The 19,407-nt window shown below is 69.2% G+C and carries 19 protein-coding genes and 1 tRNA gene; 16 read left to right on the top strand and 4 right to left on the bottom strand.

The window, feature by feature from the left end; all coding sequences use genetic code 11:
- Positions 1–30: 30 nt before the first annotated feature.
- Genes OLX23_RS00100 through cobU form a run of 9 tightly spaced genes read left to right on the top strand, consistent with a single transcriptional unit; the run spans position 31 to position 8,547 of the window.
- A complete protein-coding gene (locus OLX23_RS00100; RefSeq protein ID WP_264443684.1) occupies positions 31–1,992 on the top strand; it encodes a TonB-dependent receptor plug domain-containing protein in 1,962 nt (653 codons plus the stop codon).
- The gene (locus OLX23_RS00095; protein WP_264442072.1) at positions 1,992–2,399 is read left to right on the top strand and encodes a DUF1636 domain-containing protein; all 408 of its coding nucleotides are present in this window, start codon (positions 1,992–1,994) and stop codon (positions 2,397–2,399) included. The genes OLX23_RS00100 and OLX23_RS00095 overlap by 1 nt, the downstream gene beginning before the upstream one ends.
- The gene (cobT, locus tag OLX23_RS00090; protein ID WP_264442071.1) at positions 2,396–3,409 is read left to right on the top strand and encodes a nicotinate-nucleotide--dimethylbenzimidazole phosphoribosyltransferase; all 1,014 of its coding nucleotides are present in this window, start codon (positions 2,396–2,398) and stop codon (positions 3,407–3,409) included. The genes OLX23_RS00095 and cobT overlap by 4 nt, the downstream gene beginning before the upstream one ends.
- The gene (locus OLX23_RS00085; protein ID WP_264442070.1) at positions 3,406–3,990 is read left to right on the top strand and encodes a histidine phosphatase family protein; all 585 of its coding nucleotides are present in this window, start codon (positions 3,406–3,408) and stop codon (positions 3,988–3,990) included. The genes cobT and OLX23_RS00085 overlap by 4 nt, the downstream gene beginning before the upstream one ends.
- Positions 3,987–4,706 (top strand): adenosylcobinamide-GDP ribazoletransferase, encoded by a 720-nt coding sequence (locus OLX23_RS00080; protein ID WP_264442069.1) that lies wholly within the window; start codon positions 3,987–3,989, stop codon positions 4,704–4,706. The genes OLX23_RS00085 and OLX23_RS00080 overlap by 4 nt, the downstream gene beginning before the upstream one ends.
- Positions 4,703–5,650 (top strand): threonine-phosphate decarboxylase, encoded by a 948-nt coding sequence (locus OLX23_RS00075; protein ID WP_264442068.1) that lies wholly within the window; start codon positions 4,703–4,705, stop codon positions 5,648–5,650. Before OLX23_RS00080 ends, OLX23_RS00075 begins: the two co-directional genes overlap by 4 nt.
- Positions 5,643–6,581: an adenosylcobinamide-phosphate synthase CbiB gene (gene cbiB, locus OLX23_RS00070; RefSeq protein WP_264442067.1), complete on the top strand. Its 939-nt coding sequence runs from the start codon at positions 5,643–5,645 to the stop codon at positions 6,579–6,581. The genes OLX23_RS00075 and cbiB overlap by 8 nt, the downstream gene beginning before the upstream one ends.
- Positions 6,569–8,038: a cobyric acid synthase gene (locus tag OLX23_RS00065; protein WP_264442065.1), complete on the top strand. Its 1,470-nt coding sequence runs from the start codon at positions 6,569–6,571 to the stop codon at positions 8,036–8,038. The genes cbiB and OLX23_RS00065 overlap by 13 nt, the downstream gene beginning before the upstream one ends.
- Positions 8,035–8,547 carry a bifunctional adenosylcobinamide kinase/adenosylcobinamide-phosphate guanylyltransferase gene (gene cobU, locus OLX23_RS00060; RefSeq protein ID WP_264442063.1) on the top strand — a complete coding sequence of 171 codons (513 nt, stop codon included), beginning with the start codon at positions 8,035–8,037 and terminating at the stop codon, positions 8,545–8,547. Before OLX23_RS00065 ends, cobU begins: the two co-directional genes overlap by 4 nt.
- Here the strand turns inward: cobU and OLX23_RS00055 are convergent.
- Entirely contained in the window at positions 8,540–9,142 is a 603-nt protein-coding gene (locus tag OLX23_RS00055; protein WP_264442062.1) for an Hpt domain-containing protein, read from the bottom strand. The genes cobU and OLX23_RS00055 overlap by 8 nt on opposite strands.
- Before the next feature lie 198 nt (positions 9,143–9,340).
- Here OLX23_RS00055 and OLX23_RS00050 point away from each other — a divergent pair, with 198 nt between their 5' ends.
- From OLX23_RS00050 to OLX23_RS00040, 3 genes are read left to right on the top strand one after another with little or no spacing between them, the layout of a single operon-like run.
- Positions 9,341–9,976 carry a response regulator transcription factor gene (locus tag OLX23_RS00050; protein WP_264442060.1) on the top strand — a complete coding sequence of 212 codons (636 nt, stop codon included), beginning with the start codon at positions 9,341–9,343 and terminating at the stop codon, positions 9,974–9,976.
- Positions 9,973–12,501: a CHASE3 domain-containing protein gene (locus tag OLX23_RS00045; protein WP_264442059.1), complete on the top strand. Its 2,529-nt coding sequence runs from the start codon at positions 9,973–9,975 to the stop codon at positions 12,499–12,501. The genes OLX23_RS00050 and OLX23_RS00045 overlap by 4 nt, the downstream gene beginning before the upstream one ends.
- On the top strand, positions 12,491–12,910 hold the full coding sequence (locus OLX23_RS00040) for a response regulator (RefSeq protein ID WP_264442058.1): 420 nt from the start codon (positions 12,491–12,493) through the stop codon (positions 12,908–12,910). The genes OLX23_RS00045 and OLX23_RS00040 overlap by 11 nt, the downstream gene beginning before the upstream one ends.
- Before the next feature lie 6 nt (positions 12,911–12,916).
- Here the strand turns inward: OLX23_RS00040 and OLX23_RS00035 are convergent, their stop codons facing one another.
- The gene (locus tag OLX23_RS00035) at positions 12,917–13,507 is read right to left on the bottom strand and encodes a carboxymuconolactone decarboxylase family protein (RefSeq protein WP_264442057.1); all 591 of its coding nucleotides are present in this window, start codon (positions 13,505–13,507) and stop codon (positions 12,917–12,919) included.
- 221 nt (positions 13,508–13,728) lie between these two features.
- Here OLX23_RS00035 and OLX23_RS00030 point away from each other — a divergent pair, with 221 nt between their 5' ends.
- From OLX23_RS00030 to OLX23_RS00015, 4 genes are read left to right on the top strand one after another with little or no spacing between them, the layout of a single operon-like run.
- Positions 13,729–15,426, top strand: coding sequence for an FAD-dependent oxidoreductase (locus OLX23_RS00030; RefSeq protein WP_264442056.1), 1,698 nt, complete (start codon positions 13,729–13,731; stop codon positions 15,424–15,426).
- 7 nt (positions 15,427–15,433) lie between these two features.
- Entirely contained in the window at positions 15,434–15,997 is a 564-nt protein-coding gene (locus tag OLX23_RS00025) for a CoxG family protein (RefSeq protein ID WP_264442055.1), read from the top strand.
- On the top strand, positions 15,990–16,418 hold the full coding sequence (locus tag OLX23_RS00020; protein ID WP_264442053.1) for a nuclear transport factor 2 family protein: 429 nt from the start codon (positions 15,990–15,992) through the stop codon (positions 16,416–16,418). The genes OLX23_RS00025 and OLX23_RS00020 overlap by 8 nt, the downstream gene beginning before the upstream one ends.
- 15 nt (positions 16,419–16,433) lie before the next feature.
- The gene (locus OLX23_RS00015; protein ID WP_264442052.1) at positions 16,434–17,264 is read left to right on the top strand and encodes a TauD/TfdA dioxygenase family protein; all 831 of its coding nucleotides are present in this window, start codon (positions 16,434–16,436) and stop codon (positions 17,262–17,264) included.
- A gap of 44 nt (positions 17,265–17,308) precedes the next feature.
- Here the strand turns inward: OLX23_RS00015 and OLX23_RS00010 are convergent, their stop codons facing one another.
- Positions 17,309–19,099, bottom strand: a complete 1,791-nt coding sequence (locus OLX23_RS00010) for a thiamine pyrophosphate-binding protein (protein WP_264442051.1) — start codon at positions 19,097–19,099, stop codon at positions 17,309–17,311.
- 188 nt (positions 19,100–19,287) lie between these two features.
- A tRNA-Met gene (locus OLX23_RS00005) sits at positions 19,288–19,364 on the bottom strand.
- Positions 19,365–19,407: the final 43 nt, after the last annotated feature.

The raw sequence follows: 19,407 nt of genomic DNA, 5'->3' as shown, positions 1-19,407 counted from the left end.
CGCATGCGTGGGGGAGATTTGGTCGTGCGCGTGTTGCAGTATCTCGTTTCCGTTTCGCTCCTCGCCGTGCCCGTAGCGGCGCGGGCCGACGAACTGCCGGAGGCCCCTACTCCCGACGCGGCCGCAGACGTCTCGTCCGCGACCGACACGATCCTCGTCACCGCGACGCGCCTGGCGCTGCCCGTCGACCAGGTCCCCGCCTCGCTGACCGTGCTCGACAAGGCGGCGATCGACCGCGCGCAGGACATCGGCGTCACCGAACTGCTGCTGCGCACGCCGGGTATCTCGATCGCGCGCAACGGCGGCTACGGTACCACCACCGCGCTGCGCATCCGCGGCGCCGAGAGCGAGCAGACCGTGGTCGTGATCGACGGGGTCAAGCTCAACGATCCCTCGGCCAGCAGCGGCGGCTACAACTTCGCCAACCTGCTCGCCGGCGACGCCTCGCGGATCGAGGTCCTGCGCGGGCCGCAGTCGATCTTCTGGGGCAGCCAGGCGATCGGCGGCGTGGTCAACGTCGTGACCGCACTGCCCGAGAAAGTGCTCGAAGGCAGCTTCGACCTCGAGACCGGCTCGCACGAGACGGTCAGCGCGCGCGCCGCGCTGGGCGGCAAGACCGGCCCGCTCGCCTGGCGCCTGGGCGGCCAGGCCTTCACAACCGACGGCATCAGCGCGCTCGCCCCGGTCTATGGCGGTAGAGAGGCCGACGGTTATACCAACCGCAACGTCAGCGGCCGCGCCGTGCTCGAGCTCGCGCCGGGGCTCTCGGCCGACCTGCGCGGCTACTATGCGTCGTCGCGGACCGAGATCGACGCCTCCACCGCGGACAGCCTCGAATATGCGCTGAACCGCGAATTCGTCGGCTATGCCGGGCTCAACCTGGACCTGCTCGACGGGCGCTTCCGCAACCGCTTCGGCTATACCTATACCGACACCGACCGCGACAACTTCAACCCCACCCGCGCCCGCGCGCAGACCTTCGACGCGGCCGGCCACAACCGCCGCTTCGAATACCAGGGCGCTTTCGCGATCAGCGAAGGCTGGACCCTGCTCGCGGGCGCCGAAAACGAGCGCTCACGCTTCCGCTCGGTCTCGCCGCCCGCGGCGCTGGCCACGCCGGTGCCCGCACCGGTGCGCGGCGGCGCCGACATCACCAGCTTCTATGCCCAGCTCAGCGCCCAGCCGATCGCGGGGCTGACCCTGAACGCCGGGCTGCGTCACGACGATCACGATCGTTTCGGCGGCAAGCTGCTGTTCGCCGCGGGCGGCGTGCTCGCGCTGCCCACGGGCACCACCCTGCGCGCGAGCTATGGCGAAGGCTTCAAGGCGCCGACGCTCTACCAGCTGTTCTCCGAATTCGGCGTCGCCAGCCTCGCGCCCGAGCAGGCCAAGGGCTGGGAAGCCGGCGCGGAACAGCACCTGTTCGACGGCAAGCTCGTCTTCGGCGCGACCTGGTTCCAGCGCAGGACGCGCGACCAGATCATCTTCAACTCCTGCGCCGCCACATCGACCGATGCGCTCTGCTTCGTGCCCGGCAGCACGACCACGCGCCGCCAGGGCTACTATGCCAACGTCTCGCGCGCTGAAGCCCACGGCATCGAGGCAAGCGCCGCGCTGAAGCTCGGCGGCTTCCAGCTCGACGGCAACTACAGCTGGACCGTCGCCGAGGACCGCTCGCCCGGCGCCAACTTCGGCAAGTGGCTACCGCGCCGACCGCGCCAGACGGCCAACGGTTCGGTCTCCTACGCATGGCCCTTCGGGCTGACGACGGGGGCGGCGGTCCGCTGGTCGGGCAAGACCTTCGACAACGCCGCCAACACCACCGTGCTGAACGCCTATACGCTGGTCGACCTGCGCGCCGAATATGCGCTGTCGCCCGCGCTACGGCTGGTCGGCCGGGTCGAGAACCTGTTCGACGAGACCTATTCCACCGCCTTCCGTTACAACGCTCTGGGCCGCGTGTTCTACGCCGGCCTGCGGGGACGCTTCTGATGCTGACACCCGTTACGCCCGGCCCTGCCATCGTCGCCTGCAACACCTGCCGGCTCTCCGCCGACCAACGCGAGGACGGCGAAGGCCGGCGCGGCGGCGCGCTGCTCGCGGCGGCCCTGCGCGAGATTCAGGCCACGGACCCGCGCTATGCCGAGGTTGCCGTGCAGGAGATGCCCTGCCTCTTCGCCTGCACCGAATTCTGCACGATCCACCTGCGCGCGCCGGGCAAGGTCAGCTACGTGCTCGGCCGTTTCACGCCCGATGCGGAGGCCGCACGCGCGATCCTCGACTATGCCGTCCACTATGCCGCCAGCGAGCATGGCCGCGTGCCGTTCCGCGACTGGCCGCAAGGCGTGAAGGGCCACTTCATCACCCGCGCCCCGCCCGAAGGATTCGTCGCCGAATGAGCTTTTCCTCCATCGCCGACTTCGAATCCGCGCTGACCGAGCTGCCCGGGCCGGACCAGGCAGCGATTGCGGCAGCCGAGGCACGGCAGGCGCAGCTGACCAAGCCCGCAGGCTCGCTGGCGCGGCTCGAGGACATCGCCGTGTTCTTCGCCGGCTGGCAGGGTCGCGAGAAGCCGCGGCTCGATCGCGGCCGCGTCGCGATCTTCGCCGGCAACCACGGCGTCGCCGCACGCGGGGTCAGCGCTTTCCCCGCCGACGTCACCGCGCTCATGGTCGCCAATTTCGCCGCCGGCGGCGCCGCGATCAACGCGCTGGCCGGCGCCGCCGGGCTCGAACTGACGGTCGTGCCGATCGCGCTCGACCGGCCGACCGAGGACTTCACCTGCGCGCCGGCGATGAGCGAGGCCGAATGCCTCGAAGCCCTGTCGATCGGCGCCGGCGTGGTCACGCCCGATCTCGATCTGCTCGTCGTCGGCGAGATGGGCATCGGCAATTCGACCGCCGCCGCCGCACTCTGCGCGCGCAGCTTCGGCGGCCGCGCGCGCGCCTGGGTCGGGCCCGGCACCGGGCTCGATCCGGCCGGGGTCGAACGCAAGATCGCCGTGGTCGAAAGCGCGCTCGCCTTCCACGCGAACGCCTCCGGCAGCGCTTTCGAGACGCTGCGCCGCGTCGGCGGGCGTGAGATCGCCGCGATCGCCGGCGCCGTGCTCGCCGCGCGCCGCCAGCGCATTCCGGTCATGCTCGACGGCTTCATCAGCGGCTCCGCGCTCGCACCGCTGGCTGCGGCCCATCCCGCGATCACCGAACACTGCCTGGCCGGTCACTGCTCGGCGGAGCCCGGCCACGCCCGCTTGCTCGAACGCTTCGGGCTGGATCCCATTCTGCGGCTCGACATGCGGCTCGGCGAAGGCAGCGGCGCGGCCGTGGCGGCACAGGTCGTGCGCTCGGCCCTGGCCGCGCACGCGCAGATGGCGACCTTTGCCGAAGCCGGGATCGCCGGCGGGGCATGAGCGAAGGCTTCCGCCTCCACCTGCTGCGCCACGGCGCGCCGGAGGTTCCGGGTCTGCTGCTCGGGCGCAGCGATGCGGCTCCAACCCCCGGCGGCATCGCCGCCTGCGTCGAACGCACGCGCGATCTGGCGGTCGAGGCGATCGTCAGCTCCGATCTCTCCCGCGCCGCTGCGGCAGCCGGTGCGATCGCCGAATCCCGAAACCTCAAGTCCACTTCAGATCCACGCTGGCGCGAGCTGGACTTCGGCATCTGGGACGGCCGCGCCCCGCACGAGATCGACGCGCAGGCGCTCGCGCGGTTCTGGGACGATCCCGACGCTTACGCCCCGCCACAAGGCGAACGCTGGTCCGATCTTGTCGCGCGCGTGGGCACCGCGATTGGCGAACTGTCGCCGCGCGACACGCTGATCGTCACCCACGGCGGCGCCATGCGCGCGGCGCTGAGCGTGCTCTGCGGTTTCGACCATCGCTTCGGCTGGGCCTTGGACCTGCCCTATGCCGCGCTGCTGACCTTCCGCGTCTGGCCCGGTGACAGGCCCGGTGACAGGCCGGCCGGACAGGTGGTGGGCCTGCGCACATGAAGGGTTTCGTGATCGCGCTCCAGTTCCTCACCCGGCTGCCCATGCCGCGCGTGGCGGTGAGCAGCGACGAATTCGCCGCCTCGATGCGCTGGTTTCCGGCTGCGGGCCTGGTCGTGGGCGCGATCGTTGGCCTCGGCGCCGTGCTCGGCGCGCGCATCGATCCCTGGCTCGGCGCGCTGGTCGGGCTCGTGCTGTGGGTCGCGGTCACCGGCGCGCTGCATCTCGACGGCCTTGGCGATGCCGCCGATGCCGCCGGCGCCGCGCATAAGGATCCCGAACGCCTGCGCGCGGTCTTCGCCGATCCGCACGTCGGCAGCTTCGCTGTCGTCGCGATCGGCTTGCAGCTTGTGGCCAAGCTGGTGCTGATCCGCAGCTTGCTCGTCACCGCGCCGCCGCTCGCGCTGGCGCTGATCCCCTTCGCTGCGCGGATCGGCCCGCTCGCCTGGACGCGCTGGTTGCCGCCGCTGCACGAGGGCCTCGGCGCGCGCTTCCGCGACACGGTGCGCCCGGTCGATCTCGCGCTGTGGGGCCTGGTCCTGCTCGCCGCGAGCTGGTTCGTACCCGGCTTGCTCGCGGCGCTGCTGTTCATTCCGCTGTGGACCGTCTGGCTGCGCGCGCGGTTCGGCGGCGTCTCGGGCGACCTCCACGGCGCGGGCATCGAGATCGTGGAATCGGGGCTGCTACTGGCCGCGATCGTCGGAGCCCGGCTGATATGACGCGCTGGACCTGGCACGGCGGCGGCCTGGCCGCGGCGCGCGCGCACTTCGGCGAAGGAGATGCGCCCTGGCTCGATCTCTCGACCGGGATCAACCCCAACCCATGGCCGGTGCCGGCGGACCTGGCGATCGACTGGCAGGCCCTGCCCGACGAGGCAGGCCTCGCCGCGCTCGAACGCGCCGCGGCCGACCATTTCGGCGCCGATCCGCAGCACGTCTGCGCCTTACCCGGCACCGAGATCGGCCTGCGCATGGCCGGCGACGTGCTGCCCGGCCCCGCCGTCCACCTCGCGCCGACCTATCGCACCCACGGCGACATGTTCGGCGGATCGCGGCCGGTCACTCTGGCCGAAGCAGGCGACGAGACGCTGATCGTCGCCAACCCGCGCAACCCCGACGGCGCGACCTATGCTGCCGATGACCTGCTTGCGCATCGCGGCTGGCTGGTGATCGACGAGGCCTTCGCCGATGGCTCGCCCGAACTGAGCCTGGCAGATCGGGTGGCCGACGACCGCCGCCTGGTGATCTTCCGCTCGTTCGGCAAGTTCTTCGGCCTCGCCGGTCTGCGGCTCGGCTTCGTCATCGCGCCGCGCGCGGTGATCGCGCGTTTCCGCGCCCGCCTCGGCGCCTGGCCGGTCGCGGCCGCGGGCATCGCCATCGGCACCGCGGCCTATCGCGACGACGCCTGGATCACGGCCAGCCGCGCCGACCTGCCGTGCCGCGCGGCGGCGCTCGATACGGTACTGGCGCGCCACGGCCTGGCCGCGCGCGGCAACTGCCCGCTGTTCCGGTTGGTCGAAACCGACCAGGCCGAGGCGCTGTTCGAGCGGCTTGCCCGCCGCGCGATCCTGACACGGCCGTTCGACTACGATCCGCGCTGGCTGCGGCTGGGCCTGCCCGGCAACGACGCCGACCTCGCCCGGCTCGACACGGCGCTTGGCTGAGCCCGTCGCCCTCGTCGCGCTCGCGCTCGACGCCGCGATCGGCTGGCCGACGGGGCTCTATCGCCGCATCGGTCATCCGGTCGGCCTGTTCGCGCGGATCATCGACCACTGTGAGGCACGCTGGAACCGGCCCGAGAGCCCCGAGCGCCGCCGCCTGCTGACCGGGATCGCCACCGTGCTCGTCCTTCTCTTGGTCGCGGGCCTCGGTGGCTGGCTCGTGCAGAGCCTGCTGCTCGCGCTGCTCGGTCCCTTCGGCTGGATCGGCCTGGCGCTCGCCGCCTTCCCCGCGCTCGCGCAGCGCAGCCTGTTCGATCACGTCCGCCCCGTCGCACGCGCGCTCGAAGCCGGCGACCTGCCAGCCGCGCGCCAAGCCGTGGGCATGATCGTCGGCCGCGACACCGCGCAGCTCGGTGAGGCTGGCGTCGCGCGCGCGGCGATCGAGAGCCTGGCCGAGAGCTTCTGCGACGGCGTCGCCGCACCACTGCTCTGGCTGCTCGTCGGCGGCCTGCCCGGCGTCTGGATCTACAAGGCGATCAACACCGCCGACAGCCTGATCGGCCACAAGGAGCCACGCTGGCGCGCGTTCGGCTGGTGCGCGGCGCGGACCGACGATGTGCTCAACCTGGTCCCCGCGCGGATCGGCGGCGTGATGATCTGCCTTGCGGGTATGGATGGCTGGCGGACCATGTGGCGCGACGCGCGGCTGCACGCCTCGCCCAATGCCGGCTGGACCGAAGCAGCGATGGCCGGCGTGCTGGGGCTTCGCCTGGCGGGCCCGATCGCCTATGACGGCGTGATGCACGACAAGCCCTGGATCGGAGACGGCTCGCCGCAGGCCGGCGCGCACGACATCTGCCGCGCGCTGGCGGTCTATGTCCGCGCCTGCCTGTTGCTCTGGATGACGGCAGGAGGCGTCGCATGGGTGCTGTGATGCTCCAGGGCACGGGGTCGGACGTCGGCAAGTCGGTGCTCGTCGCCGGGCTGTGCCGCGCGCTGGCCAACCGCGGGCTGACCGTAAGGCCGTTCAAGCCGCAGAACATGTCAAACAACGCCGCGGTCACGGTCGACGGCGGCGAGATCGGCCGCGCCCAGGCGCTCCAGGCCATGGCCTGCCGCGTCGAACCGCACACCGACATGAACCCGGTCCTGCTCAAACCGCAGGCCGATCGCACTTCGCAGCTCGTGGTCCACGGCAAGGTCCGCGGCACGCTGGGCGCGGGCAATTTCCGCGAGGGGCGCGGCGCGCTGCTGACCGAGGTGATGGAAAGCTATCGCCGGCTCCGCGCGCAATGCGACGTGGTCGTGGTCGAAGGCGCCGGCTCGCCCGCCGAGATCAACCTGCGCGCCGGCGACATCGCCAACATGGGCTTCGCGCGCGCGGCGCAGGTGCCCGTGGTGCTGGTCGGCGACATCGACCGCGGCGGAGTGATCGCCGCCGTCGTGGGGACGCGCGCGGTGATCGATCCGGCCGACGCGGCGATGATCCGCGGCTTCGTGATCAACAAGTTCCGCGGCGATCCCGCGCTGTTCGAGGACGGCTACCGCCAGATCGAGGACCTGTCGGGCTGGCGCGGCTTCGGCGTCGTGCCCTGGCTACGCGCGACCGTGCGCCTGCCCAGCGAGGACGCGGTAATCCTCGAGAAGCGCGCCGATCGTGGCGAGGGCCGCGTGGTGGTCGCTTGCCCGATCCTGCCGCGGATCTCGAACTTCGACGATCTCGACCCGCTCAAGCTCGAACCTGGCATCGAACTGGTCATGGTGCCGCCGGGCCAGCCGATCCCGGCCGAGGCCGCGCTGGTCGTCATCGCCGGCTCGAAGGCCACAGTCGCCGACATGGCCGCGTTGCGCGCCGAGGGCTGGGACGTCGACATCCTCGCCCACCGCCGGCGCGGCGGCGCGGTGCTCGGCCTCTGCGGCGGCTATCAGATGCTCGGGCGGCGGATCGACGATCCCGACGGGATCGAGGGCCCGCCGGGCGCGATCGAGGGGCTCGGCCTGCTCGATCTCGAAACGCGGCTCGCCGGCAGCAAGGCCCTGCGCCAGGTCGTGGGCCACGCGCTCGACGCGGGGTTCACCGGCTACGAGATGCACATGGGTGAGACCACCGGCGCGGATCGCGCCCGGCCTTTCGCGCGCTTCGACGACGGCCGCGAGGATGGCGCGATCAGCGCGGACGGGCGCGTGCTCGGCACCTATGTCCACGGCCTGCTCGCCAGCGCCGACCTGCGCCGCGCGCTGCTCGGCCGGATCGGCGTCGAGGGCGCGGGTGTCGACTACCAGGCCGACGTCGACGCCGCGCTCGACGACATCGCCGCCGAGCTCGAACGGCATGTCGACGTGCCCGCGCTGATCGCGCTCGCACGCGAAGCCGGAGAACCCACGTCATGACCGGCCATCGCCTGCTGGTGCTCGGCGGTGCGCGCTCGGGCAAGAGCCGCCTCGCCCAGAGCCGCGCCGAGCAATGCGGCGGCACGCTGACCTATGTCGCCACGGCCGAGGCCTGGGACGACGAAATGCGCGAACGCATCGCGCTGCACCAGGCCGATCGCGACGCACGCTGGTCGACGCTCGAAGCCCCGCTCGATCTGCCTGCCGCCATCGCCGCGCGATCAGCGCCCGGCGAGACGCTGCTGGTCGATTGCCTGACGCTGTGGGCGACAAACGTCCTGCTTGCCGAGCGCGACCTCGATGCCGAGATCACCGTGCTGGTCGAGGCGGTGACCGGCTTTCGCGGCACGCTGATTCTCGTCGCCAACGAGGTCGGGCTCGGCATCGTGCCCGACAACGCCCTCGCCCGCCGGTTTCGCGATTTCGCCGGGCGGATCAACCAGGCGGTGGCCGCGGCCGCCGACGAGGTGATCTTCGTTGCCGCCGGCCTGCCGCTGCAGCTCAAGTAGTTCCGCCGGGGTCCCCCAGCACCGCGTCGAGGTCGGCGATCGCGCGCCGCGAGACATCGAGCGCCCCCGCGAGCGCACCCACCTCGTTCTGATCGACCCGGCTCCAGGCCTGGCTGACCTCGGCAAAACCGCAGATCCCCGCGAGCCCCGCCAGCCGATGCGCCGAGGTGGCGGTGCCTTCGGCCTCGGCCTGGTCGACCGCCTCGCGGAGGTTGGCTCGCAGCCGCGCCAGCATGACGTCGGTATTGTCGAGCCCGAGCAGCCGTAGGAGCCGGTAGCGGAAGTGCCAGGGCTCGGCGCGCGCGGCGTGATCCTCGAGCGGACCCGCCCATTGGCGCAACAGCGCGAGCAGGGCCTCGCGATCGACCGGCAGGCCGAGCTGCCCGCCCGAACCGACGGCACCGCGCGCCTCGCCGCCGACGGTCAAAATCGGCGTGCCGTTGACCGGCGCAGGCATCTGACGGACCTCCGCCATCAGTGCCGCCGCGCCGTCGATGCATTGATCGACGAGCACGATCGCCGGCGCTTCGGCCAAGGCAACGCGCGCGCCGGCGGCATCCGCAGCCTGCTGGCAGGACCACCCGAAGGGTTTCACGAAGCCGCAAACCTGGTCCGTCAAGACAGGGTCCGCCGAGACTGCCAAGAGGATCGATCTTGCCGCTATGCGCCCCTCTCCTTTTGTGGATGACACCGAAATGGAGCTTTGCATCCCTCGACAGCGCGGGACAGGGTGAACATATTGCAAGCTGAATCCCAGAGAAACACCGTTTATTGCAATGGGGATTGGCGGCTGATGCGACGCAGAGTCTTGATCGCTGACGATCACCCGATGGTTAGAGACGCCGTGCGGATGGCGGTCATGTCGCAGCTTCCGCACCTCGTCGTCGAAGAGGCGACCGAAATCGAGTCTGCCGAACGCATCGCCCAGACACGCCAGGACATCGCCCTGTTGCTGCTCGACTACCAGCTGCCCGACGCCGAGGGTTTTTCGGGCTTTTTCCGCCTCCAGCACGTTCTCGGCAGCGTCCCCATCGCGATCATATCGGCCTTCGACGAACCGCGGATCGTCAACGCGGCCAAGGCCGTGGGCGCGGCAGGGTTCATTTCGAAGAGCCAGCCGCTCGATCAGATTGCCATGGCGATCGGCACCCTGGTCACTGGCGGCGTGGTCTTTCCCCCGGCCCCCGCGGTGCCCGACGCGCTGCGCGACATGGGCGCGCGGATGGAAACGCTGTCCTCGGCGCAGAAGCGCGTGCTCGCGGCGCTGGTCCGCGGCGATCTCAACAAGCAGATCGCCGCCGATCTCGAACTCACCGAAGCGACGATCAAGGCGCATCTGACCGCGATCTTCCGCAAGCTCGGCGTCACCAACCGGCTGCAGGCCATCCTCTCGGTCAAGCCGCTGCTCGATCCTGAGGGCGAGCCGTGACCGGCGAAGAGGATCCTCCTGGCCAATCGCGCAGCTTCGAACTGCGCGCCGGGCTTGCCGTTCTCCTGCTCATTCCGCTGCTGCTGGCAGCCCTCGCCTTCTGGTTCGGCACCGAATATCGCCGGCTGGGCAGCAGCGAGGACGAGGTCCGCCAGGGACATGCCCGCCAACTGCTGATCAGCGAGCTGTTTTCCTCGATCAAGGATGCCGAAACCGGTCAGCGGGGCTTCGTCATCACCGGCAACGAGGCTTTTCTAGAACCCTATCGCGAAGGGCGCCGCGACGCGCAGGAACTGCTCCAGGCCTTGTGGGCCTATCCGACGACCGAAGTCGATCGCCGCGGCCTCGAACGCTTCCAGCAGATCAGCGAAGAGAAATTCCGCGAGATGGAGCGGGTGATCGGACTGCGCCGCAGCGGCGGCCTCGCGACGGCCTCGGCTGCCGTGAGCGAGGGCTATGGCAAGAAGCTGATGGATCAGCTGCGCAGCGAAGCCGAGAAGGCGCGTGCGACCGAGGCGCAGCGACTGACGCAGACTCTGGCGCGGCAGAACGAGCGGACCCGCACGACCGAGCAGATCAGCTGGTTCATCGTCGCCATGGTCGCGCTGACCTTCATCGGCATCGGCGTGCTGTTCTGGCGCAGCGAACATCGCCGGGCGTCCTATGAACGCGTCGCGCGCGAGGCCGCGGCGCGCCGGCGCGCGATCTTCGACAGCACGCTCGATGCGCTCGTGCTGATCAACCCGAGCGGCAGCATCGAGACGATCAACCGCGCGGCCTCGCAACTGTTCGGCTATCCCGAGAACGACCTGATCCGCCGCGACATCTCGCTGATCGTCGATCTCGCCCCTGGCGAAGGCCTGTTCCTCGATCGCATCGGCCTGACCGGCAAGGGCCTGGCCGAGCCGTTTCGCCACAACCTGGCGGCCCACCGTGCCGATGGCTCGACGATCCCGGTCGAGGCGGCGCTGGGAACCATGCCCCTGCCCGACGGCGTCCACATCGTCGCGGCGCTGCGCGACATTTCCGAGCGCGAGAAGGTCGAACGGATCAAAGACCAGTTCCTCTCGACCGTCAGCCACGAGTTGCGGACGCCGCTGACCTCGATCGTCGGCTCGCTCGGCCTGCTGCGCGGCAGCCTCGGGCAGGAATTCCCCGCGGCCATGCTGCGGCTGGTGGTGATCGCCGAGAACAACGCCAACCGGCTGATCCGCCTGGTCAACGACCTGCTCGACATCGAAAAGCTCGAAGCCGGCGAGATGTCGTTCGATTTCCAGCCGGTCGACCTGCGTGACGTCGGCACGCGCGCGCTCGACGCCGTGCGCGGCATGGCCGAGAACCAGAACGTCGAACTGATCGCGGACTTCGCCGCCGATCCGGTCATGGTCCGCGGCGATGCCGAGCGACTGATCCAGGTATTCAACAACCTGCTGGCCAATGCCATCCGCTTCACCCCGGCCGAGAAGACGGTGTGCCTGCAGATCACCCGCCGCAACAGCCACGCCGAGGCCAGCGTGATCGACAGCGGCCCCGGCATCGACGCCGAGCTGCGCAACCGCCTGTTCACGCGGTTCGCCCAGTCGATCCAGGTTCCGGCCGGCCAGACGCGCGGAACCGGCCTAGGCCTCGCCATATCGCGCGAGATCGTCCGCAACCACGGCGGCGGCATCTGGTACACCCCGGCCACCACCGGCGGCAGCGTGTTCAGTTTCAATCTGCCCGTGTGGAACACAGTGACCGGGCAGCCCGAGAACGGTGCGGCACCACGCGTGCTGATCTGCGCGAACGAGGCCGAGGCGCGCGGCATCGCCGATGCGCTCGAGAACCGTTCGGTCCGCGCCGACGTGGTCGATACGGCCTCGGCGATCATGACCGCCTTCGCGCAGCAGCACTACGTCGCGCTCCTGCTCGACTATCATTGCCTGGGCGATAATCCGCGTCTGCTGCACGAGATCCACAGCGATCCGTCGCTGCGCACCCTGCCCGTCATCGCCATTGCCGGCGGCGAGGAGCCCGGCGCCAAGCTGGCCTCCCTCGACGTCGTCGACTGGATCCCGCGGCCGCTCGACGCCATCCGGCTCAACACGGCGCTGGCCAGCGTCATGGCGCGCGCGCGCCATGCCATGCCGCTGATCCTCCACGTCGACGACGACACCGATACGCTTGAGATCACCGCAGCCGCGCTCGAAGGCCGCGCGCGCATGGCCCGCGCCACCGACCTCGCCTCCGCCCGCGAAATGATCGCCCAGGATCGGCCCGACGTGGTCATCGTCGACCTGGGCCTGCCCGACGGCTGCGGCGAACAGCTGCTCGGCGAACTCGGCGGCGAGGCGGCGATCCCGGTGATCATCTATTCCGCGCAGGAGCGCAACGGCGCCTTCGCCAGCGAGGTGGCCGCCGTGCTGACCAAATCGCGACGCTCGCTGTCCACGCTGGTCGAGACGATCAACGACATTCTGGCTCGCCAGAAGCAGACGGCACAACAGACGGCGCAGCAGGCCGCGGAGACCAGCGATGGACGCTAGACGGTTCAGCGACCGGTTGAAGGTGATCTACGTCGACGACGAGCCCGACATCCGGATCATCGTCGAAATGGCGCTCGCGCTCGATCCCAGCCTCGACGTCCGCATCGCCCCCTCGGGACGCGAAGCGCTCGGCATCATCGCCAACGGCTTCGTGCCCGACATCGCCCTGCTCGACCTGATGATGCCCGAAATGTCGGGCAAGGACGTGCTCGCGCATCTGCGCGACATGCCACAGTTCGCCAAGCTGCCCGTGCTGTTCATCACCGCCAACGCCCGCCAGGCCGACGTCGACCGCTATATCAACGAAGGCGCCGACGGCGTCATCACCAAGCCGTTCGACCCGCTCTCGCTCGCGCGCAACGTGCGCGATCACTTCGAGCGGATCAGCGCCTTGCGCGAGAGCGAATAGCTCAACCTATTCGGGCGCGCCGTAGCGCTCGGCCGATGCCAGCAGTTCGGGCTGCCGCTGGACGCCCGTCGAACGCATGACGTAGGCGACGGTCGTGTAGCAGCCGACGGTGAACAGGAAATCGAGCACCTGCGCCTCGGTCCACTCGGTCATCAGCGCCTGCCAGCTCGCGTCGCTGATCTCGTAATTGGCGACCAGTTCCTCGGTCGCCCGAATGACGTGCCGCTCGAAATCGGTGAAATAGGGATCGGAGGCGCCGACCTTGATCGGCTCGAACATGGAATCGTCGAGCCCGCACGAGATGCTCGTGTTGAGGTGGCTCGACCACATGTAGACCGCCTTGGTGATCCAGGCGAGCCGCATGATCGCGATCTGGCGCTGCTTCACCGGCAGGCTGTTGGTCGTCAGCAGGTGGATGTTGAAGGCCGAGAACACGTCGGCCAGCTTCGGATTGTGCGCGAAGGTCAGCAGGACCGGATGCTTGTCCGCATTCTTGAAGAAGCCGCCGGTCCATTTCTCCAGGAAGCTGCGCGCCTCCTCGCCGATCTCGTCCGAACGGATGGGGGGCAGCCGCGGCGGCGGATCGTTGGGCAGCATCGCGAAATCCTCTTCCCTTATGGCCGGGCATGCTAAGCAGTTGTTCAGCAGGCTTGTCAATCGCACCGAACGGGCAGGCCTTTTTTGCCCATAAAAATACACTATCGTATCTTTTATGCTTGCCCGTCGCCGGCAAGTCAGGCAGCAAACGCGAGATAAACGGGCCAGTGGCCGGACTCGCCAGCGCGAAGGCGCCGGGGTCGGGAGAAGGATTTCCAGGAATGCTGAACAATCTGCCGTCGACGTGGGACATGGAGACGGACATCGTCGCGATCGGCTCTGGCATCGGCGGGCTGTCGGCGGCGATCACCGCGCACGAGAACGGCGCCAGCGCCGTGGTGCTCGAACGCTCGGCGCAAGTCGGCGGCGTCACCGCGCTGTCGATGGGCGAGGTCTGGGTCGCGGGCAATCATCTCGCCGCCGAGATCGGTGTCGAGGACTCGGTCGACAGCGGCTTCCGCTACGTGAAGCGCCTGTCGATGGACTACGGCAGCGACCTGTCGATCCTCAACAAGATCGTCCACGCGCGCGAGGCGCTGCGCTATTTCGAGGACCGCATCGGCCTCGAAATGGCGGTGATCCGCGACTGCCCCGACTATTACTACTCGGTCTCGAACGATGCCGTGGCCGAAGGCCGCATGCTCGAATGCAAGCCGTTCAAGGGCGAGACCTTGGGTGAATGGCAGGGGAAGACGCGCGTCTCGCCGCAGATGCCCTATGGCTTCACCCACCACGACATGGCCGAAGGCGGCGGCACCGCCAACATGATGGCCTGGGACTTCGCCAAGATGGGCGAGCGCCTGACCAACGACGAGCGCTGCCTCGGCGCCGGCCTCGCCGCCTATTTCGTCAAGGGCGCGCTCGATCGCGGCATTCCGCTGCTGACCGGAACCCAGGCCGAGGAACTGATCTCCGACGGCACCCGCGTGGTCGGCGTGCGCGTCACCCAGGACGGGCAACAGCGCTTCATCAAGGCCAACAAGGGCGTCGTCGTCGCGGTCAGTTCCTACGAGCAGAACCAGGAACTCAACAAGACGCTGGCCCGCCAGCTCGAGCAGGGCTCGATGCTGTTCTCGGGGATCAACGGCGCCAACTTCCGCCTCGCCGGCCCGCTCGGCGCGCGGATCGCGACGGTGCCCGACATCACCTCGCTCGGCGTCACCGTGCCCGGCGAGGAGGACGAGGAAGGCCGCCCGCTCTGGCGCAGCGCCCTGCCCGTCATCGGCCAACCGCACACGATCGTGGTCAACCGCGAGGGCAAGCGCTTCGGCAACGAGGCCTTCTACCGCTCGTTCTACTACAAGATCGACGAGATCGACGGCGGCAACCAGACCCATCCCAATTTCCCCTGCTGGGTGGTGATCGACAGCCAGGTCCTGGCGAAGTACCCGTTCTTCTCGGTGACTCCGGGCCAGGATTTCCCCGAAGGCTTCGGCACCAGCGCCGACAGCCTGGCCGAACTCGCGGGCAAGATCGGCATCGACGCCAGCAACCTCGAAGCGACCGTGGCGCGGTTCAACAGCCATGCCGAAAAGGGCGAAGATCCCGATTTCGGCCGCGGCACCCATCCGTGGAGCGCCTGGATGTGCGGCGACATCCATCACAAGCCCAACCCGAACCTCGCCCCGCTCGAAAAGGGCCCGTTCTACGCGGTCGAGCTGCGTCGGATGGGCGGCACGGGCATCGCCGCCGCCGGCCTGATGATCGACCACCACGCGCGCGTGATCGGCTGGGACGACAAGCCGATCCCCGGACTCTACGCCGCAGGCAATTCGACCGCGCGGATGGAGACCGGCGCCGTGATGCAGAGCGGCATCTCGAACGCGCGCGGCATGACCTACGGCTGGCTGGCCGCGCGCGAGGCCTGCGGCGATCCCAGCACCGCGCTTGAGCGCGAAGTCGCGCGGATGGGGCTGTGATCGTCCGATGATCGAGACCGAACAGACCGTCACCATCCGCGAAGACATCACCAAGGTCTGGGACTTCGCGCGCGACATCCGCGGCTGGGCCAGCCTGATGCCGGGCATGCAGGACTGCGAGGTGATCGACGACGACAACTCGCGCTGGACCCTCAAGGTCGGCGTCGGCGGGCTCGTCCGCACGGTCCGCGTCCAGGTCAAGGTCGACCAGTGGGACGGGCCTGGGCGCGTGTTCTTCACCTACAAGCTCGAAGGCGACCCGGTCCAGGGCGGCGGCTCCTATCTGGCCACCGCGACCGGCCCCGGCGAGACCGAGGTCAGGCTCCAGGTCCAGGTCCAGGGCTCCGGCCCAATGGCGCCGATGTGGGAAGCCATGGGCAAGCCGCTGTTGCCCCAGCTCGCCAAGGGCTTCGCCGGCCAGCTGCGCGACACGATCGAAGCCCAGGCGCAGCCCGCCTGGACCGCGAGCGCAAAGCCCGCGCCGAAAGCCGGTTTCCTCGCCTGGCTGCAACGGCTGTGGCGCGCGCTGTTCGGCGCCAAGTCATACCGAACGGGAGAGAACGATGAGTGAAGCCAACAAGCAGGTCGCGCTCGATTTCCTGCAGGCGATGGACAAGGGTGATGCCGAGGGCATGGGCCGCTGCACCACCGAGGACGCCGAGACCTTCACCAAGGGCTTCGGCCAGGTCTCGGGCTGGCGCAACCGCGAGACGATGCTCGCCACGGCCGCGGCCTTCCGCCAGGTCGTGCCCACGGGCTTCCGCCCCACGGTCCACAGCCTGACCGCCGAGGGCGACCGCGTCGTGCTCGAATTCGAAGGCGACGCCGTGCTCAGCAACGGCGAGCCCTACTGCAACCAGTACGTCTTCATCTTCACCTTCCGCGACGGGAAGATCTGCCAGCTCAACGAGTACTTCTGCACCGTGCTCGCCGATCGCACGATCATGCCGCTGCTCGCGCAGATGGGCGAAGAACTCGCGCACGGCAATTGACCGGAAAGACCTGACATGACTCTGCAAGTCGAAGTGCTCAAGCCGGCGATCGGCGCCAAGGTCCATCTCGACCGCGCCGCGATCGGCGATCCCGCGGTCAGCCAGGAACTGCTCGCGCTGCTCGAGAAGCACACCGTGCTGGTCCTGCCGCAGATCGGCCTGTCCGACGCCGAGCAGCTCGCGCTGACCGATGCCCTGGGCGAGCGGGTCAACGTCGAAGCCAAGGTCCCCGGCCGCGCCGACGCCGCCGCGGTCTACGAGGTGACCCTGAACGAGGGCGCGGCAATCGAGCGCGAATACGTGTTCGGCACCTTCTTCTGGCACATGGACGGGCTCACGGTCGACGTGCCGCCGCCCAAGGCCTCGCTGCTCAGTGCGCGCCAGCTCGCGGCCAAGGGCGGCCAGACCGAATTCGCCAGCACCAAGGCGGCCTATGCGGCGCTGTCCGACGACGAGAAGGCCGATCTCGCAGACCTGCGCGTGGTCCACACGGTGACCGCCTCGGTGCGCGAGGTCTGCGGGCCCGAAGGCATCGACGAGGCGCGCCGCGCGCTGCGCCACGAGCATCCGATGGTCTGGACGCGCCGCGATGGCACCAAGTCGCTGATCATCGGCTCGACCGCCGACCAGATCCCCGGCATGAACCAGGCCGAGGCGCGGGCGCTCCTCGCCCGCCTGCTCGACTGGACCGCCCAGCCCGCCTTCTCGTACCGTCACGAGTGGCAGGAGGGTGACTGCGTGATCTGGGACAATCCCTCGGCATTGCACCGGGTCGTGCCCTATGCGGTCGACTCCGGCCGGCGCATGCACCGCACCGGCATCGCCGGGGTGGAAACCTCGGCCTAAAGCAAAAACCGCCGCCGACCCGAGGGTCGACGGCGGCGTTGCGCTCAGTATCCGCTGCTGTTCTCGGTCGAACCGCCGCCGCTGCCCGCGGCGGGCGCCGGCGCCGCACCCGGCACGCCGAGGAAGTCTCCCTCCTCGCCGAACCAGTTGCGGAATTCGAGGAAGCCCGGGATCCCGTTGAAGGTGCTGTTCGCGGCCTGATCGACCTCGACGTGGATCACCGCGGGCTTGCCCGAGGCGATCGCGCGCTCGACCGCCGGCCCGATGTCCTCGGCGCGATCGACGTATTCGCCGTGTGCGCCGAAGCTCTGCGCGGTCAGATCGAGCCGCACCTCCTGGCCCCAGCGGGCTTCGGGGGTCGCGGTGTTCTCACCGAAGTTGGCCTTGTACGAAGCAGCCTCGATGCCCCAGGCGTGATCGACCGCCACGATGCAGATCAGCGGCAGGTTCTTGCGGACCGCGGTCTCGAGCTCCGAGATGTGGAACAGGAAGGCGGAGTCGCCGGTCAGCAGCGCGACCCGGCGATCCTTGCCGACGGCGAGCTGGGCACCGACCGCCATCGGCAGGCCGTTGCCGATCGCCCCCCAGTTGGAGCTCCACATCGCGTCGCGCGGCGTCCATTGCAGCAGCGCGGAGAACCACATCGACGCGGCGCCGCCGTCACGCACCAGGACGGTGTCGGCCGGGATCGCCTTGGTCGCCTCTATCGCCAGGCGGCCGGTGTGGATCGGCTTCGAGGCACTCGGCACGCGATCCTCGAGCGCGCGCTTGGTATCGTCGCGCAGCTTGGTCCATTCGGGCAGCTCGGCGGGCAGCGCGCGGCTCAGGTCGCCCAGCGCCTCGGTCAGCTGCGGGATGATGTCGACCAGGTCGCCGACCAGCGGCACGTCGATCGGCCGATTGACGCCGAAGGCGGTGGCATCGCGCTCGACGTAGATCCACTTGCGCGTCGCATCGCCGTCCTTCCACGCATGACCGCGGCCATAGTTCAGCGCCTCGCCCAGTTCGGTGCCGATCGCCAGCACCACGTCCGAGGCGGCGGCAATGCGCGAACCGGCCTCAGAGCTGTAGGGGAAAGTGCGATCTTCCATGCCCGGCAGCACGGCTTCGACCGCGTTGGACTGCAGGATGGGGCAACCGAGCTTGGCGGCCAGCGCGCGCGCGGCTTCGTGCTGGCGCGAGACGAAAACGCCCTGGCCGAGCAGCAGTGCCGGCGCCTTCGCCCCCTTCAGCAGTTCGACCGCCTCGCGGATCGAGAGGTCGTCGGCGCGTTGGCGGGTCAGGCGGTAGCGCGACGGGGCCGCGACCGGCGAGCCGTCGAACTTGGCCTGCATCACGCCCAGCGGCACCTCGACATAGGACGGCCCGGGCACGCCGCTGAGCGCCTGGCGGAAGGCCTCCTGGAAGATCTCCTCGGTCTGCTGCGGATACTCGATGACGCCGGCATATTTGACCGCATTCTCGAACAGCGGTGGCTGGCTCATGTACTGCATCTTGCCGCGGCGGACGCGCTGTTCGTAGAAGCGCTGGCGCTGGGCCATGATGAAGACCGCGGGGACGTTTTCCTTGAGCAGGAAGTTCGCGCCGGCGGCGATATTGCCGACGCCGGGCCCCTTGTTCACGCACATCACCACCGGCTTGCCGGTCATGCGGAAATAGCCGTCGGCCATCAGCGCCATGGCTTCCTCGTGATGCGGTGAGACGATCTGCATGCCGCGGCGCTCGGCCTCGAGGAACAGGCCGAAGAAGCTCGGATCGGGAATGCCGAACAGCGTATCGATACCCTCCGCCTGGATCAGGTCGAGAAGGCGTTCGGGCATCGTTTGACTGGGCATCGTGAATCATCCTCCTGCCGCCGGCATGATATGATACCGGCTGGAACCTTTGCGGCACTTCGCGGTCTGGCCCGGCCTGTCAATGGCAATGTGGCCCAGGGCGTCGCCCGATCGGCACGGACGCACGAAAAGCCCCATGGCGATGGCCTTGGGGCTGATTTGCGTGTCTATTCTGAGTTCTAGATTGGTGGTTGCGGGGGTAGGATTTGAACCTACGACCTTCAGGTTATGAGCCTGACGAGCTACCGGGCTGCTCCACCCCGCGTCACCATGGCGGGCGGCGCGAGGCAGCCCGGAAGCGTTTTGTT

This window comes from Novosphingobium sp. JCM 18896, from assembly GCF_025938095.1.
In the GTDB taxonomy this organism is placed as follows: Bacteria; Pseudomonadota; Alphaproteobacteria; order Sphingomonadales; family Sphingomonadaceae; genus Novosphingobium.
Note: the sequence above shows the minus strand (reverse complement) of the source record. Positions and strands in the feature narration are given on the sequence as shown.

What these genes read in the sequence shown, in the direction of transcription:
- OLX23_RS00075 (WP_264442068.1), top strand. Translation starts at nt 4,703, where the DNA reads ATGACGCGCTGGACCTGGCACGGCGGCGGCCTGGCCGCGGCGCGCGCG.
- cobU (WP_264442063.1), top strand. Translation starts at nt 8,035, where the DNA reads ATGACCGGCCATCGCCTGCTGGTGCTCGGCGGTGCGCGCTCGGGCAAG.
- OLX23_RS00050 (WP_264442060.1), top strand. Translation starts at nt 9,341, where the DNA reads ATGCGACGCAGAGTCTTGATCGCTGACGATCACCCGATGGTTAGAGAC.
- OLX23_RS00030 (WP_264442056.1), top strand. Translation starts at nt 13,729, where the DNA reads ATGCTGAACAATCTGCCGTCGACGTGGGACATGGAGACGGACATCGTC.
- OLX23_RS00015 (WP_264442052.1), top strand. Translation starts at nt 16,434, where the DNA reads ATGACTCTGCAAGTCGAAGTGCTCAAGCCGGCGATCGGCGCCAAGGTC.
- OLX23_RS00085 (WP_264442070.1), top strand. Translation starts at nt 3,406, where the DNA reads ATGAGCGAAGGCTTCCGCCTCCACCTGCTGCGCCACGGCGCGCCGGAG.
- OLX23_RS00040 (WP_264442058.1), top strand. Translation starts at nt 12,491, where the DNA reads ATGGACGCTAGACGGTTCAGCGACCGGTTGAAGGTGATCTACGTCGAC.
- OLX23_RS00080 (WP_264442069.1), top strand. Translation starts at nt 3,987, where the DNA reads ATGAAGGGTTTCGTGATCGCGCTCCAGTTCCTCACCCGGCTGCCCATG.
- OLX23_RS00065 (WP_264442065.1), top strand. Translation starts at nt 6,569, where the DNA reads ATGGGTGCTGTGATGCTCCAGGGCACGGGGTCGGACGTCGGCAAGTCG.
- OLX23_RS00010 (WP_264442051.1), bottom strand. Translation starts at nt 19,099, where the DNA reads ATGCCCAGTCAAACGATGCCCGAACGCCTTCTCGACCTGATCCAGGCG.
- OLX23_RS00095 (WP_264442072.1), top strand. Translation starts at nt 1,992, where the DNA reads ATGCTGACACCCGTTACGCCCGGCCCTGCCATCGTCGCCTGCAACACC.
- OLX23_RS00035 (WP_264442057.1), bottom strand. Translation starts at nt 13,507, where the DNA reads ATGCTGCCCAACGATCCGCCGCCGCGGCTGCCCCCCATCCGTTCGGAC.
- OLX23_RS00025 (WP_264442055.1), top strand. Translation starts at nt 15,434, where the DNA reads ATGATCGAGACCGAACAGACCGTCACCATCCGCGAAGACATCACCAAG.
- OLX23_RS00020 (WP_264442053.1), top strand. Translation starts at nt 15,990, where the DNA reads ATGAGTGAAGCCAACAAGCAGGTCGCGCTCGATTTCCTGCAGGCGATG.
- cobT (WP_264442071.1), top strand. Translation starts at nt 2,396, where the DNA reads ATGAGCTTTTCCTCCATCGCCGACTTCGAATCCGCGCTGACCGAGCTG.